14 protein-coding genes are annotated in these 14,163 nt (G+C 57.0%); all 14 read left to right on the top strand.

The features are described 5' to 3' along the window. Positions 1-6 precede the first annotated feature (6 nt). The 14 genes from nqrE (at position 7) to LZP73_RS08965 (ending at position 14,159) form a co-directional block, all read left to right on the top strand. A complete protein-coding gene (gene nqrE / locus LZP73_RS08900; RefSeq protein WP_234234393.1) occupies positions 7-615 on the top strand; it encodes an NADH:ubiquinone reductase (Na(+)-transporting) subunit E in 609 nt (202 codons plus the stop codon). Positions 616-662: 47 nt separating this feature from the next. After that, a complete protein-coding gene (nqrF, locus tag LZP73_RS08905) occupies positions 663-1,910 on the top strand; it encodes an NADH:ubiquinone reductase (Na(+)-transporting) subunit F (protein ID WP_234234394.1) in 1,248 nt (415 codons plus the stop codon). Between the two features lie 98 nt (positions 1,911-2,008). Then, positions 2,009-3,082: an FAD:protein FMN transferase gene (locus tag LZP73_RS08910; RefSeq protein ID WP_234234396.1), complete on the top strand. Its 1,074-nt coding sequence runs from the start codon at positions 2,009-2,011 to the stop codon at positions 3,080-3,082. Positions 3,083-3,095: 13 nt separating this feature from the next. Then, entirely contained in the window at positions 3,096-3,320 is a 225-nt protein-coding gene (gene nqrM / locus LZP73_RS08915) for a (Na+)-NQR maturation NqrM (protein ID WP_234235241.1), read from the top strand. A gap of 224 nt (positions 3,321-3,544) precedes the next feature. After that, positions 3,545-4,018: a bacterioferritin gene (gene bfr / locus LZP73_RS08920; RefSeq protein WP_234234398.1), complete on the top strand. Its 474-nt coding sequence runs from the start codon at positions 3,545-3,547 to the stop codon at positions 4,016-4,018. Between the two features lie 9 nt (positions 4,019-4,027). After that, positions 4,028-4,495, top strand: a complete 468-nt coding sequence (gene bfr, locus LZP73_RS08925; protein WP_234234400.1) for a bacterioferritin — start codon at positions 4,028-4,030, stop codon at positions 4,493-4,495. Between the two features lie 331 nt (positions 4,496-4,826). After that, a complete protein-coding gene (locus LZP73_RS08930; RefSeq protein ID WP_234234401.1) occupies positions 4,827-6,830 on the top strand; it encodes a methyl-accepting chemotaxis protein in 2,004 nt (667 codons plus the stop codon). A gap of 131 nt (positions 6,831-6,961) precedes the next feature. Next, entirely contained in the window at positions 6,962-8,035 is a 1,074-nt protein-coding gene (gene dinB, locus LZP73_RS08935; protein ID WP_234234403.1) for a DNA polymerase IV, read from the top strand. Between the two features lie 124 nt (positions 8,036-8,159). Then, positions 8,160-8,804: a TetR/AcrR family transcriptional regulator gene (locus LZP73_RS08940; RefSeq protein WP_234234405.1), complete on the top strand. Its 645-nt coding sequence runs from the start codon at positions 8,160-8,162 to the stop codon at positions 8,802-8,804. Continuing rightward, positions 8,801-9,736 (top strand): HlyD family secretion protein, encoded by a 936-nt coding sequence (locus tag LZP73_RS08945; RefSeq protein WP_234234407.1) that lies wholly within the window; start codon positions 8,801-8,803, stop codon positions 9,734-9,736. The genes LZP73_RS08940 and LZP73_RS08945 overlap by 4 nt, the downstream gene beginning before the upstream one ends. Beyond that, positions 9,736-10,659 (top strand): ABC transporter ATP-binding protein, encoded by a 924-nt coding sequence (locus LZP73_RS08950; RefSeq protein WP_234235242.1) that lies wholly within the window; start codon positions 9,736-9,738, stop codon positions 10,657-10,659. Before LZP73_RS08945 ends, LZP73_RS08950 begins: the two co-directional genes overlap by 1 nt. A 1-nt stretch (position 10,660) precedes the next feature. Beyond that, positions 10,661-11,782 carry an ABC transporter permease gene (locus LZP73_RS08955; protein ID WP_234235243.1) on the top strand — a complete coding sequence of 374 codons (1,122 nt, stop codon included), beginning with the start codon at positions 10,661-10,663 and terminating at the stop codon, positions 11,780-11,782. Positions 11,783-11,932: 150 nt separating this feature from the next. Beyond that, entirely contained in the window at positions 11,933-13,204 is a 1,272-nt protein-coding gene (locus LZP73_RS08960; RefSeq protein WP_234234409.1) for an RNA polymerase sigma factor, read from the top strand. A 100-nt stretch (positions 13,205-13,304) separates the two neighbouring features. Continuing rightward, complete coding sequence (locus tag LZP73_RS08965; RefSeq protein WP_234234411.1) at positions 13,305-14,159, top strand: YciI family protein; 855 nt, start codon at positions 13,305-13,307, stop codon at positions 14,157-14,159. The last annotated feature ends 4 nt before the right edge of the window (positions 14,160-14,163 follow it).

The following is a 14,163-nucleotide window of genomic DNA, read 5'->3' on the forward strand; positions in this document are numbered from 1 at the left end:
AGCGCGATGGAACATTATATCAGTCTGTTTATTCGCTCTGTTTTCATTGAAAACATGGCACTGTCATTCTTCCTGGGTATGTGTACTTTCCTGGCCGTGTCCAAGAAAGTGACCACCGCCATGGGCCTGGGGATCGCGGTTGTTGTGGTACTGGCTATCTCAGTGCCCGCTAACCAGGTTATTTACCAGGGCCTGTTGGCTCCGGGGGCTTTGGCCTGGGCCGGTTTCCCCGATGCGGATCTGAGCTTCCTCAAGTTCATCACCTTCATCGGTGTGATCGCCGCCTTGGTACAGATATTGGAAATGGCGCTGGATAAGTATTTCCCGCCACTGTACAACGCGCTGGGGATCTTCCTGCCCTTGATCACTGTGAACTGTGCGATTTTCGGTGCGGTTTCTTTCATGGTCGAACGTGATTACAACCTGGGCGAAAGCCTGGTGTTTGGTATAGGTTCTGGCTTAGGTTGGGCACTGGCTATCGTCTTGATGGCCGGTATCCGTGAGAAGTTGAAGTATGCAGATGTGCCTAAAGGATTGCGTGGTCTAGGTATTACCTTCATCACCGCCGGTCTGATGGCCATAGGCTTCATGTCGTTCTCTGGTGTGTCTCTGTAAGAGGCACTCAGACGGCTTCTTATATAGGACCTTCTAAGGATAAGTTAATGGATATTCTAAATTCTACTCCGCTTGAGGTTTACCTCGGTGTGGGTATGTTTACCGTTATCGTATTGGTTTTGGTGTTAGTGATCTTATTCGCTAAGTCAAAGTTGGTGGCGAGCGGTGATATCACGATCGGCATCAATCACGATCCTGAAAAAGCAATCAAAACGGGTGCCGGTGGCAAACTGCTGGGCGCCCTGGCCAACAACGGCATCTTCGTATCCAGCGCCTGTGGTGGCGGTGGTTCTTGCGGCCAGTGTCGTGTGGTGATCAAGTCGGGTGGCGGCGATATTCTGCCGACCGAACTGGATCACATCAGCAAGGGCGATGCCCGTAAAGGCTGTCGTCTGTCTTGCCAGGTCAATGTCAAGAACGACATGGAAATCGAGCTGGACGAAGAGATCTTCGGTATCAAGAAGTGGGAATGCGAAGTTATCTCCAACGATAACAAGGCGACCTTCATCAAGGAACTGAAGCTGCAGATCCCGGATGGCGAGTCTGTGCCTTTCCGTGCCGGTGGTTATATTCAGATCGAAGCCCCTGCGCACCATGTCAAGTATGCCGATTTCGACGTACCAGAACAGTACCGTGGCGACTGGAATCACTTTGGTTTCTTCAACCTTGAGTCCAAGGTAGACGAAGAAACTATCCGCGCCTACTCCATGGCCAACTACCCGGAAGAGTTCGGCATCATAATGCTGAACGTGCGTATCGCTACGCCACCGCCGCGTAACCTGAGCCTGCCATGCGGCAAGATGTCTTCTTACATCTGGAGCCTGAAAGCGGGTGACAAGGTGACGATTTCCGGTCCATTCGGTGAATTCTTCGCCAAAGACACGGATGCGGAAATGGTGTTCATCGGTGGTGGTGCGGGTATGGCGCCTATGCGTTCGCACATCTTCGATCAGCTCAAGCGTCTGCACAGCAAGCGTAAGATGAGCTTCTGGTACGGTGCCCGTTCCAAGCGTGAGATGTTCTATGTCGAAGATTTCGATGGCCTGGCGGCCGAGAACGATAACTTCGAATGGCACGTGGCGCTGTCGGATCCTCAGCCCGAGGATAACTGGGATGGTTACACAGGTTTCATTCATAATGTCCTGTATGAGAACTATCTGAAAAACCACGATGCACCGGAAGATTGTGAGTTCTACATGTGTGGACCTCCGATGATGAACGCGGCCGTTATCGGTATGCTGAAAGATCTGGGTGTCGAAGACGAAAACATCCTTCTGGATGATTTCGGCGGCTAATGTTTATCGGCCCGAGATGATGAAGTTGCAGATGTTGAGTGTTGCTCACATCTGCAACTTTTGCATTGAGCGCCACAATAAAAGAGTTGTAGGTCATTATGTTCAAGACCTTAGCGTTGCAGAGTGTATTTAAGACTTCGTTATTCGGCGAGTCAGGGCTCAAGCATTCAGTCAAATGGCTGGCCTTCACAGGGCTGGCCTTTTTTATTTCGGCATGCAGTCATACTGCCGAAGAAATTGCCATGTCCGGCAGCACCATGGGCACTACCTACCACATCAAGTTGGTACCCAACGCCAAGGTGCCGAACGTGCAATTGTTGCAGGCCGAGATAGATCTGTCCCTGGAAAGGGTTAACGATCAGATGTCGACCTACAGGAAGGACTCCGAGTTATCCCGTTTCAATCAGTTGCCGTTGCAGCAGAGTGTCGAAGTCTCGGACGATACCCTGACAGTGGTGCGTGAGGGGATACGCCTGCACCAAGTCACAGGAGGCGCGCTGGATATCACCCTGGGGCCTCTGGTCAATCTCTGGGGTTTCGGCCCGGATAAGCGACCCCTGCATATTCCATCCGAGGCCCAAATCGCGGCGGCTAAGGCCAAGACCGGCATAGACTCCTTGTCTATCGAGGGTCACAGGCTGAACAAGCATAATGCCGATCTCTATGTGGACTTGTCTTCGATAGCCAAGGGCTTCGGCGTCGACAAGATTGCCGCCTTGCTGGATAAGTATGCCGTGACCGGCTATCTGGTCGAGATCGGCGGCGAGCTGAGCGTCAAAGGCACCAAGGCAGATGGCAGCTCATGGCGGGTAGCGATAGAGCAGCCGTCCGACGATGGCCGCGCCGTGCAGCAGGTCATAGAGCCTGGCACCATGGCGATGGCGACCTCGGGGGATTACCGCAACTATTATGAGGAAGAGGGGCAACGTTTTTCCCACCTGATAGATCCCCGCAGCGGTTATCCGATACAGCATAGGCTGGCCTCGGTCACGGTATTGCACCAAAATTGTATGACGGCCGATGGCTTCGCAACTGCTATGATGGTGCTGGGCACAGAAGCGTCACTCGAGCTTGCCAAACGGGAAGGCTTGGCGATAATGCTGATTGAGAAGCAGGATGATGGCTTCAAGGTCTATTACAGTGATGCGTTTACACCTTTCCTGAACCCTTAGTTGGAGTTTGATGATGAGCACTTTTATTGCCGCCTTTGTGGTGTTGTTACTCTTCTTTGTGTTGATGTCTGTCGGTTATTTCATCAAACACAAGGCCGTCGAAGGCAGCTGTGGCGGTCTGGGGGCCTTGGGGATAGAGAAGGCCTGCGATTGCGACGACCCCTGCGATAAGCGCAAGCGTCGCATGGCCGCCGAAGAAGAACGGCGCGAGAAACTGGCAAAGGATAGAATTATCTGATTCCGCTTTGCAGCTCACTGACGGTCTCCATTGGAGGCCGTTTTTTTATGCCGGATATTGACCATTGGCTAACGGCCCCGGATAGGAAGTTAAGTAGCAATGATAATGGTTTTCATTAACCATATAGTTGAAATATAAAGATAATTTGAGTGTGCTGTTAATTTGAACTAGGCTTGAATCGTAGACTTGGACATTTTCTAGCCTCAGAAATAAGGACAGCACAGATGAAAGGTCATCCCAAAGTGGTTAGCCAGCTCAATAGGATGCTCACCTATGAGCTCACCGCCATCAATCAATACTTCCTCCATGCGCGCATGTTTAAGAACTGGGGGCTGGAAGGCCTCAACGAGAAAGCATACAAGAAATCTATCCAGGACATGAAGCATGCCGACAAGCTGGTCGAGAGGGTGCTGTTTCTCGAGGGGCTGCCTAACCTGCAACAGCTGGATAAGCTGCGTATCGGCGAACATAGTGAAGAAATGCTGGCTTGCGACAAGGAGATGCAGGAAGAGCAGCTGCCTTTGCTGCGCCTGGCGATCGATCTGTGTGAGACGGAGCGTGACTATGTCAGCCGCGATCTGCTCGAGTCAATACTCGAGGATGAAGAAGAGCATCTGGACTGGATCGAGTCACAATTCGAATTGATCCGCATCACAGGGATCCAGAATTACCTGCAATCTCAGATGGAAGACGAATAGGAGCCGGGCATGAAAGGCGACAATGAAATCATAGCTGCATTGAACAGACTGCTGACGGGTGAACTCTCGGCCATGGATCAATATTTCCTGCATGCCCGCATGTACCAGGACTGGGGCCTGAACGAATTATTCGAACGTATCTCCCACGAGTCGGACGATGAGAAGGAACACGCGGCCAAGTTGGTCCAACGCATTCTATTCCTCGAGGGCAAACCCGATGTGGCCAGCCGCGAACCTTTGAACATAGGAGAGGATGTGCAGCAGATGTTGCACAACGATCTCGCCTATGAGTATAAGGTCGCCAATAACCTCAGGGAAGTCATAGCCCTATGCGAATCCAAGAAGGACTATCAGACACGCAATATCCTCAAGGTGCTGCTGGAAGATACAGAGTCGGATCATATGTACTGGCTCGAGAGACAGCTCGGCCTCATCGACAAACTGGGATTACAGAATTACCTCCAGAGCCAATGCTAGCCTGAGCCCCGGCCACAGCTTACCGACCACAGCCGTTTGGCTGTGGTCGGGCACTGGCTTCCCATGTTTGGCGGTGATATTGCCGCCGAGTCAAAAAACTCATCAAGAATCAAAGGCTAGCCTGCAAGTCCCCCAAGCCTTCGCGCCCCTTACTCCCCTTGGCTTTCGCGCTCAACCTTGCCTTAACCGTCCGCCATCCGGGTCAATTTTTTGTCGTCCTTCCCTGTTCATAATGTATAAATATTGTTAAGTTATTGCGGGTGGTTTGCCGCTCTGGCGGCACGCAGTTTTGCACACAATGTTTTTTACCTAATCCAGTATGGGATGGCCGATGGGATATATTAAACGTTCTCTGAGTTTACAATTAGTGGTGACCCTGGTTGGGGCACTGGCAGTGCTGCTGACCCTGGTGTCTGTACTCTTGGTCTCCAAGGAAAGCGATCGCACCCGGGCACAGGTAGACACGGATATTTCTACCTTGGTCCAACTCAAGGCCAACGAGATCGGCAGCTATTTCGTGGCCAAGGGACAGATAATCCACTCGGTATTTTCCGCCCCCGGCACCCTGCGTTGGTTCGGCGACTACAAGGCCAGGCGCAGCGATTTGACGGCGGATGCAGGCTATAAGGACATCATCGCACACTTCAACTATTTCTCGGCCAAGGACGCGGATATCAAGTCCGTGTTCTTCGGTTCGGCCAACACCTTCGAATATTTCGATCTCAATGGCCGTTACGATGGCGACCCCAATTATTACACCAACAAGCGTCCCTGGTGGCAGGAGGCGATAGACAAGGATGGCCTGTTTGTCGGCGACCCTGCGGTGGATGCCAACGACGGCTCCATCTCCGCCACAGTCAAGACGGTCGTCATGGATGCCCAGGGAAAGTTCATCGGCATAGGCGGCATGGATATACTGATCGACACCATAGGCAAGAACCTGTTGGCGCCGATCAAATACAGGGGGCAGGGCCAGGCCTTCCTGATGACGGATGAGGGCAAGCTGGTTTATTTCCCCGGCTTTTCCGAGGCCTTCCCGCCGGGATCGCCGGCACAGAAAGTGGACAGCCAGTTTGAGGACACTCAGGGTTTCGCCCAGTTGAGTCGCACCATGCAAGCCAAGACCACGGGTTTCGGTGATGTCACCTATCGCGGTGTGCCGCAGCGGGTGAGTTTCGTTGCCGTCGGCGGCGATTACCCCAAACAGAAATGGCATCTGGCCTTCATGTTGCCTCGTGAGGTGATAGAAGCGCCCGTGACTTCGGCCCTGTGGGATGCGTCCTTGCTGGCGCTGGTGATCATCTTGTTGGTGAGCGCGACCGTGTGGCTCATGTTGCTGCCGTTCCGACGTCAATTGAATAAGTTGCTCACGGCGATGGAAGACATAGCCGAAGGTGACAGCGATCTGTCACAGAGGATCAACATGGACAGGGAAGACGAGCTGGGCCAGTTGGGAGAAGCCTTCAACCGTTTCGCCCAGAAGGTGCAGGCCATGTTGCTCGAGACCCGCAGCCTGACCCAGGATGTGAGCAATGGAGTGTCGGGTGCCATGCGGGTGTGCGATCAGGCGCTGGACTCTGTATCCAGGCAGAAGGCGGAGATCGCCTCAGTGGCGACCGCCGCCACGGAAATGGCCCAGACCAGCCAGGAGATGGCCCACAGTGCCACCCGAGCCAGCGAGTATGCCGAACAGGCACAGCAACAGTCGTTCGATGGTTCCAACATAGTGACCCGTGCCACCCAGGGCATGGAGTCCCTGTCGGAGCAAGTGATAGAAGCGGCCCAGGTGATCAAGCATCTGAGGACCAGCTCGGAGCAGATAGGTGAAGTCTTGAATGTGATCCGTGGCATCGCCGAGCAGACTAACCTGCTGGCGCTCAATGCCGCCATCGAAGCCGCCAGGGCCGGCGAGCAGGGCCGGGGTTTCGCCGTGGTCGCCGACGAGGTCAGGACCCTGGCGTCCCGCACCCAGGATTCCACCGCCAACATTCAGGGCATCATTCAGACCCTGCAACAGAACGCCATCCAGGCGGAGCAGGTGATGGAGTCGGGTGTCGAGCAGGCACAACTGGGCAAGGAACTCACCACCCAGGTGGAGACGGCGCTGAGCGGTATCAAGGATGCCATAGGCGCGATTCAGCAGCAGACCATGGAAATTACCGTCGCCATAGGGCAGCAGGCCGTGGTGGCCGAAGAAGTCGCCTGCAACGTCGAGAATGTCCGCGGTCTATCCGACGAGTCTCTCAGCGCCAGTGAAGACCTGTCACAGAACCTGCGTCAGTTTGAGACCATGTCCAAGGCGCTGTCGGACAACATAGCTCAGTTCAAGATCTAAGCCTGTGTGAGCCTCATGGATGGAAAGGAGCCTTTTGGCTCCTTTTTTATGGGTTTCTCGCGCCAATTGTTGAACACTGTTTTTATATACAGTATCTTTAAGGGAGGGCGACAACAGACGGGGCTTGGGCCGTGCGTAAAATTATTCACATAGATATGGACTGCTATTTTGCCGCCGTGGAGATGCGTGACTTTCCCGAACTGAGGGGCAAGCCCCTGGCGGTGGGCGGCAGCAGCGATCGCCGTGGGGTGATCAGCACCTGTAACTATGAGGCGCGCAAGTTTGGGGTACGTTCCGCCATGGCGTCCGCCTACGCCTTCAAGCTATGCCCCGAGCTGGTGTTGGTGCCCGGACGCATGTCTGTCTACAAAGCCGTATCGGCGCAGATCCGCGCCATCATGCTGCGCTATACGGATCAGATAGAGCCGCTGTCGTTGGATGAGGCCTATCTGGACGTCAGCGACAGCGCGCATTGCCAGGGATCGGCGACCCGGATAGCCGAGGCCATTCGTGCCGATATCTTCAACGAAACGGGTCTGACCGCCTCCGCCGGGATAGCACCGGTGAAGTTTCTCGCCAAGGTCGCCTCGGATCTCAATAAACCCAATGGCCAGTATGTGATCACCCCGGATGCCATGGCCGAATTCATCAAGACCCTGCCCCTGGGTAAGATCCCGGGGGTAGGCAAGGTCACGAGTGAGAAGCTGGCGGCCATGGGGCTGCATACCTGTGGCGAGGTACAGGCCTTTTCCAAGGCGCTCTTGTTGCAGAGATTCGGTAAGTTCGGTGCCTTGCTGATTGAGCGCGCCAGGGGCATAGACGAACGCGGCATCTCGCCCCATAGGGAGCGTAAGTCTGTCGGTGTCGAAACGACCCTGGCGCAGGACATACATACCCTGGAACAATGCCATGGGGTCATGCCGGCCCTGGTGCAGGAACTGGGCGAGCGTGTCGGTCGCAGTGCCAAGGGGCGTCAAATCGAGAAGCAGGTGGTCAAGCTCAAGTTCAGTGACTTCAAACAGACCACCATAGAACACAGGTGCACCGAGTTGTCGGTGAAACTCTTCTACGATCTGCTGGCGCAGGCCATGTCCCGCCAGGAAGGACGTGGCATACGCCTGCTGGGGGTCTCGGTCGGTCTGGCGAGCCAGGCAACCGCCACAGAGGAGCAAACCCGGCAGGCGCAGTTGGATCTGGCGCTGTGACATCGGTGCGGCCCCCCTATTAATTCCCCGATTTCCCGTTAAATGAGGAATTTAACTTCTGCCATTTGTGGTCTATGTTCTCTAGTATGATTCATCAGTAGATGAATTTTTATTGGAGTCTGTCATGTCAGTCATTCCAGGTCGTCCCAAGGGGGACTCTGATGCCCGCGCCAGGTTGGTCACCGCGGCCCTTAGCCTGTTTACCAGTCGCAATTTTCAGACTGTGTCTACCCGGGAAGTCGCCCGCGAGGCCGGGGTGGATGCGGCGCTGATCCGCTATTACTTCGGCTCCAAGGCAGGGTTGTTTGAGCACATGGTGCGTGAGACTCTCGCGCCTGTCCTGGCCCGCTTTCGGGCATTATCCGCAGAGCAGATGCCGGAGGATCTCGCCGGCCTGATGCTGAGCTATTACCGCGCCATGGCCCCCAACCCGGGCTTGCCCAGGTTAATCATACGTGTGCTGCAGGAAGGTGAAGGCAGCGAACCCTATCGTATCTTGCTGTCGGTATTCACTGAAGTGATCGACTTGTCGCGCCAGTGGTTCGGCCGGGCACTGATGACCAGGGACAACCTGCGGGAGGGAGTCAACCCGGATTTGGCCAGGTTAAGCCTGGTGAGTCTGATGGTCTTCCCGCTGATCGCCCCTCCGGCGCTGATGCGCCAGTTTGGCTTGCAGCTGGACCCTCAAAGCCTGGAATTATTGGTAGAACACAATGTTGAGGTGCTCACCCAGGGCATATTCAACACGGAACTAAGGAGTCGGGTATGAGACCTGTGGTGATCTGTATGTTGGCTCTGCTGGCGGGCTGCAGCCAGGAGGCGCCCAGGGTATTCGGTACCGTGGAGCGGGATCGTTTGACGCTGACGGCCCCTGTGGGCGAGTTGCTCGCCTCGGTCAATGTGGTCGAGGGCCAGAGAGTCGGCGCGGGAGAGGCATTGCTCTCCCTCGATGCGACGGCGGCCAATGCCAGGGTGGCGCAGCGGGTTGCCGAACTCGCCGAGGCCAAGGCCAGACTGGCGGAGTTGGCGACCGGTGCCCGCATCGAAGCCATAGCGCGCGCCAAGGCGGCGTTGGCCGGTGCCAGGGCCAGTGTGACTGAGGCCAAGCAGGGCTTCGAGCGCACTGAGCGCCTGTTCAATACCAAGGTGCTGACAGCGGCGGACCTGGATGCGGCCAGGGCGGCGCGGGATACGGCTATTGCCAGGCAGACAGAGGCGCAGCAGAGCCTGAATGAGCTCGAAAATGGCACCCGCAGCGAGCAGCTGGAACAGGCCAGCGCCGCGGTCGCCGCCGCCGAGGCCAGACTGGCTCAGGAGCGCAAGGCGCTGGCGGACTTGACCTTGGTGGCCGCCAGCGATGCCGTGGTCGACATCTTGCCCTGGCAGGTGGGGGACAGGATAGCGGCCGGCACCCAACTGGTGAGTTTGCTCGCCACCGACAGACCCTATGTGCGGGTGTATTTGCCCGCCACCTGGCTCGAGCGGGTCAAGCCCGGCAGCAAGGTCATTATCCATGTCGATGGCCGCGATACCCGGGTCGATGGCGTGGTGCGCAACATTCGCAGTCAACCCGCCTATACCCCCTTCTATGCCCTGAATGAGCGCGACCGTGCCAGGCTCATGTATCTGACGGATATTGATATTTCTGCCCAGGGACAGGACCTGCCGACAGGCATGGCGTTGGAAGTGGAGTTGCCATGATGAGCCATGAACTCGCCATAGAGACCCGGGGCATGACCCGCATGTTTGCCGATTTGACCGCAGTGGATGGGGTGGATCTGGCGATCCCCAAGGGCAGCATCTATGGGTTTCTCGGACCCAATGGCTGCGGCAAGTCGACCTCGATCCGCATGCTGACCGGCTTGCTGCGGCCAACTTCCGGCCAGATCCGGGTGCTGGGGGAAACATTACCTGGGGCGGAAGAGAAATTGAGGCGCCGCATCGGCTACATGACCCAGAAGTTTTCCCTGTATGAGAATCTGTCGGTGCGGGAAAATCTGGAGTTTGTGGCTCAGATTTACGGCCTAAGTCGCCGCGAAGCCAAGGCGCGGCTGGCGGAGCTGTTGGCACTCTACACCCTGGAAGGACAGGAGAGGCAGATGGCGGGTTCCATGAGCGGTGGTCAGAGACAGAGACTGGCACTGGCGGCGGCGACTCTGCATAAACCCGAGCTCTTGTTTCTCGACGAACCCACCTCGGCGGTCGATCCCGAGAATCGCCGTGAATTCTGGGAGCGGTTATTCGACCTCTGCTCCCAGGGCACCACCATACTGGTGTCGACCCACTATATGGATGAGGCCGAGCGTTGTCATGGTCTGGCGATTCTGGAACGCGGCATCAAACGTGCCGACGGCTCGCCACAGGCATTGATGGCGGCCATGGGAGCCAGGGTGCTGGAAGTGGCGGGGGAGGGGCTGCGTGCCCTCAAGCAACAGCTGATCGCCGAGGAGGCTGTGCTGTCGGCGGCGCAGATCGGCAGCCGGCTGCGGGTACTGGTGCGCAGCGATGTTGCCGAACCTGTTGCCTGGCTGGGCTCGCGGGTGGCTGGCAGGAGCCTTGCGGAAGTCAGGCCCAGCCTGGAAGATGTGTTCGTCACTTGCACCGGAGGCCGTCATGTTGGCTAAGATGTTGGCGAGAATACTGGCAATCATGATCAAGGAACTGAGGCAGCTGTCGCGGGATCGCATGACCTTCGGCATGATAGTGATGATCCCCCTGGCGCAGCTGATGTTGTTCGGCTATGCCATCAACACGGATGCCCGTCATCTGCCAGCCGGGCTGGTGGACCTGAGTGACAGCGGCTATAGCCGCCCCCTGGTCCAAGCGGTGGCAGCCACCCAGGTGGTGGACTTTCATGCCAGATACCCGAGTCTGCAGGAGGCGGAAGCCGCCATTACCCGGGGTGAGGTCAAGGCGGTGTTATACCTGCCCCCGGATATGGGTGAGCGCTTACTTCAACATCCAACGGTGGCAGGCGGCCATTATCTGGCCGAGCCCGTCGGCCAATGGCTGGTGGATGGCTCGGATACTGTGGTGGCCGCGGCTATCCGCTCATTGCGACAAATGCCACTGGACGAAGTCCTGGACTTGGAGCTGAAAACCCAGGTGCCCAGTTTCGAAGTGGTGCAGTATTTCAACCCCGAGCAGCGCTCTGTGGTCAACATAGTGCCCGGCCTCCTGGGGGTGATACTGACCATGACCATGGTGATGTTTACTTCGGCGGCGATAGTGCGCGAGCGCGAGCAGGGCAACATGGAATTTCTCATCACCACTCCGGTCAGGCCCATGGAGCTGATGCTGGGCAAGATCATGCCCTATGTGCTGGTGGGCTTCATCCAGGTGAGCATCATACTGAGTGCCGGGCACCTGCTGTTCGCCGTGCCTATCCGCGGTGGCCTGGATTCCATGGCGCTGGCCGCCATGCTGTTCATCTGCGCCAGCCTGACCCTGGGGCTGGTGATTTCCACCATAGCCAAGACCCAGCTGCAGTCGATGCAGATGACGGTATTCATCCTGCTGCCGTCGATCTTGCTGTCGGGTTTCATGTTTCCCTATGAGGCCATGCCGGTCGCCGCCCAGTGGATCGCCGAGGCGTTGCCTGCGACCCATTTCATGCGCATGTCCCGCGCCATAGTGCTGCGGGCGGCCCAGGTGAGCGATCTCGGCTTCGATGCCCTCTGGCTGCTGGGCTTCACCTGCCTGGGACTCACGGTCGCCAGCCTGCGTTTCTCCAAGCGCCTCGACTGACCTCTGGCTTAAGAGTGGAAATGGGAGTGACCCCTGTGCTGGCGGGTTCATTCCCACCGCAGGGCCGGTCGATGTTCTGGGTTTATTTTCAAGCATATTTTTATGCTAGTCTCAGGTATCCCATGTCTGCCTCCGAGTGCAAAAGGCATAATGAACGACCCCATCCAAGGAATACTGAAGGAGCATGCCAGGGCTGTATTTGCCACCCTGCTGCGGCTGCTCAAGGATTTCGACCTGGCCGAAGAGGCGCTGCAGGAGGCGAGCCTGGCGGCGTTGCAGCAGTGGCCCAGGCAGGGAATACCGGATAATCCCATGGCCTGGCTGGTGTCCTGTGGCCGCTTCAAGGCGATAGATCAGCTCAGGCGTCGCAGCCATTTCGAACTGCAACTCCTGCCGCAGCTGACCGAGCTGGAATCGCAATCGGCCAGCCTGGATCCCTGGGACGACCCAGAGATAGAGGACGACAGGCTGAGGTTGATCTTCGTCTGCTGCCATCCTGCCCTGTCCAGGGAGGCGCAGTTGGCATTGACCCTGAGGGAAGTGTGCGGCCTCACCACTGAGCAAATTGCCAAGGCCTTCATCGTCAAGGCGCCGACCATAGCCCAGCGTATCGTCAGGGCCAAGAACAAGATCCGCGACGCCAACATCCCCTATGAAGTCCCGCCACTGGCGCAGCTCGAGACCCGCCTCGATGCCGTGTTGCAGGTGGTCTACCTGGTATTCAATGAAGGCTACAGTGCCAGCTCGGGTGATACCTTGCTCTGCGCTCAGTTGAGCGCCGAAGCCATCCGCCTGGGACGCTGGCTGTGTGCGCTCTTGCCGGGAGGTTGCAGCCAAGCCATGGGCCTGCTGGGTTTGATGTTGCTGCAGGACTCGCGTCGCCTGGCCAGGGTCGATGCGGACGGTGACCTGGTGCTGCTCGAACAACAGCAGAGATCCCTGTGGGATAAGACCCAGATCGCCGAAGGCATAGACTGGACCACCAAGGCGCTGCAGACGGGCGGCGCCGGTTATTACAGCCTGCAGGCGGCGATCGCCGCCGTCCATGCAGAGGCCGTCAGCTACCGGCAAACCGATTGGCGCCAGATCCTCGGCTTGTATGAGCTGCTGCTCGAGCGCTATCCGAGTCAGGTGATCGCCCTCAACCACGCCGTGGCGGTGGCCATGGCCGACGGGCCTTTGGCCGGCATTGCCCTCATAGACAACCTCATAGCCCAGGGGGAATTGGCCGACTATCACCTTATGTATGCCGCCAGGGCCGATCTGCTGCGCCGGCTGCAACGTTTCGGCGAGGCCGCCATCGACTACCGGGCCGCTTTGGCGCTATGCCGGCAGGCGAGTGAGCAGCGCTTTCTCTATGCTCGTCTGCGCGAGTGTGAGTGTGGCGGACGCGGGAAATCCGGGGATGCAGCCGCCGGATAGAAAAAATAGCTCAATTTTTCTTATTATTTTTGTTATCTGTGTCGAAATCGTTTGCGCCGGTTCGACTATTGGGCAGAACCAACCCAAGAGGAGCAAGACAATGAGATTTATGGTGATCAGAAAAGCCGATAAAGACACAGAGCAAGGGATCATGCCAAGTGATCAACTGATTTCTGACATGGCAAAATTCAACGAGAAATTGCTGCACGCCGGGGTGCTGGTGGACGGTCAGGGATTGCATCCCAGCGCCCAGGGAGCCCGCATCAGCTTTACCGACGGGGATCCCAGCGTTGTCTATGGTCCCTTCGAAGAGACTGAAGCCTTGGTTGCGGGTTACACCATCATCCAGGTCAAGGACAGGGAAGAAGCGCTGGCGTGGATGCGGCAGTGGCCGAGCCGTGACGCCAACGGCAATGCCCGTTTGGAGCTGAGGCGCATGTTCGAACTGGAAGACTTCGAACCGGGTGAAGGGATAAAGCACACAGAGGAAGTGTTCGGCCAACTGCATAACCAAGCCACCGGTTCCTGCACTTACCTCAACTTTAACGGTAACTGCCGTGAGGCCTTTGGCTTTTATGAGCGCCTGCTCGGCGGCAAGATCCAGATGATGGCGAGTTTCGCCGACATGCCTGCAATGCCGGAGACCAACGCCGGCTGTGGTGCAGCCGGCGTTCAGGCCGACGACAAGGACAAGATAATGCACGCCTGTCTCTCCTTCGGTGGCGGCATGCTGATGGGGTCGGATGCGCCAACGGGCCGCTACCTGGCGCCGCAGGGCTTCTTCGTGCAGTTGCAAATCGATGGCTTGCCACAGGCACAAGCCGTCTTCGACGCCTTGGCGGAAGGCGGGCAGGTGCAGATGCCTTTCGCCGAGACCTTTTGGGCCGAAGGCTTCGGCATGCTGGTCGACGCCTATGGGATCCCCTGGATGGTCAACAGCAACTACAAGCTGTAACAGA

The sequence above is a fragment of the Shewanella sp. AS16 genome, assembly GCF_021412365.1.
Taxonomy (GTDB): domain Bacteria; phylum Pseudomonadota; class Gammaproteobacteria; order Enterobacterales; family Shewanellaceae; genus Shewanella; species Shewanella salipaludis.

Coding starts and splice junctions, on each gene's coding strand:
- LZP73_RS08965 (WP_234234411.1), top strand. CDS start 13,305: ATGAGATTTATGGTGATCAGAAAAGCCGATAAAGACACAGAGCAAGGG.
- LZP73_RS08910 (WP_234234396.1), top strand. CDS start 2,009: ATGTTCAAGACCTTAGCGTTGCAGAGTGTATTTAAGACTTCGTTATTC.
- LZP73_RS08950 (WP_234235242.1), top strand. CDS start 9,736: ATGAGCCATGAACTCGCCATAGAGACCCGGGGCATGACCCGCATGTTT.
- LZP73_RS08945 (WP_234234407.1), top strand. CDS start 8,801: ATGAGACCTGTGGTGATCTGTATGTTGGCTCTGCTGGCGGGCTGCAGC.
- bfr (WP_234234400.1), top strand. CDS start 4,028: ATGAAAGGCGACAATGAAATCATAGCTGCATTGAACAGACTGCTGACG.
- bfr (WP_234234398.1), top strand. CDS start 3,545: ATGAAAGGTCATCCCAAAGTGGTTAGCCAGCTCAATAGGATGCTCACC.
- nqrE (WP_234234393.1), top strand. CDS start 7: ATGGAACATTATATCAGTCTGTTTATTCGCTCTGTTTTCATTGAAAAC.
- nqrF (WP_234234394.1), top strand. CDS start 663: ATGGATATTCTAAATTCTACTCCGCTTGAGGTTTACCTCGGTGTGGGT.
- LZP73_RS08930 (WP_234234401.1), top strand. CDS start 4,827: ATGGGATATATTAAACGTTCTCTGAGTTTACAATTAGTGGTGACCCTG.
- LZP73_RS08940 (WP_234234405.1), top strand. CDS start 8,160: ATGTCAGTCATTCCAGGTCGTCCCAAGGGGGACTCTGATGCCCGCGCC.
- LZP73_RS08960 (WP_234234409.1), top strand. CDS start 11,933: ATGAACGACCCCATCCAAGGAATACTGAAGGAGCATGCCAGGGCTGTA.
- nqrM (WP_234235241.1), top strand. CDS start 3,096: ATGAGCACTTTTATTGCCGCCTTTGTGGTGTTGTTACTCTTCTTTGTG.
- LZP73_RS08955 (WP_234235243.1), top strand. CDS start 10,661: ATGTTGGCGAGAATACTGGCAATCATGATCAAGGAACTGAGGCAGCTG.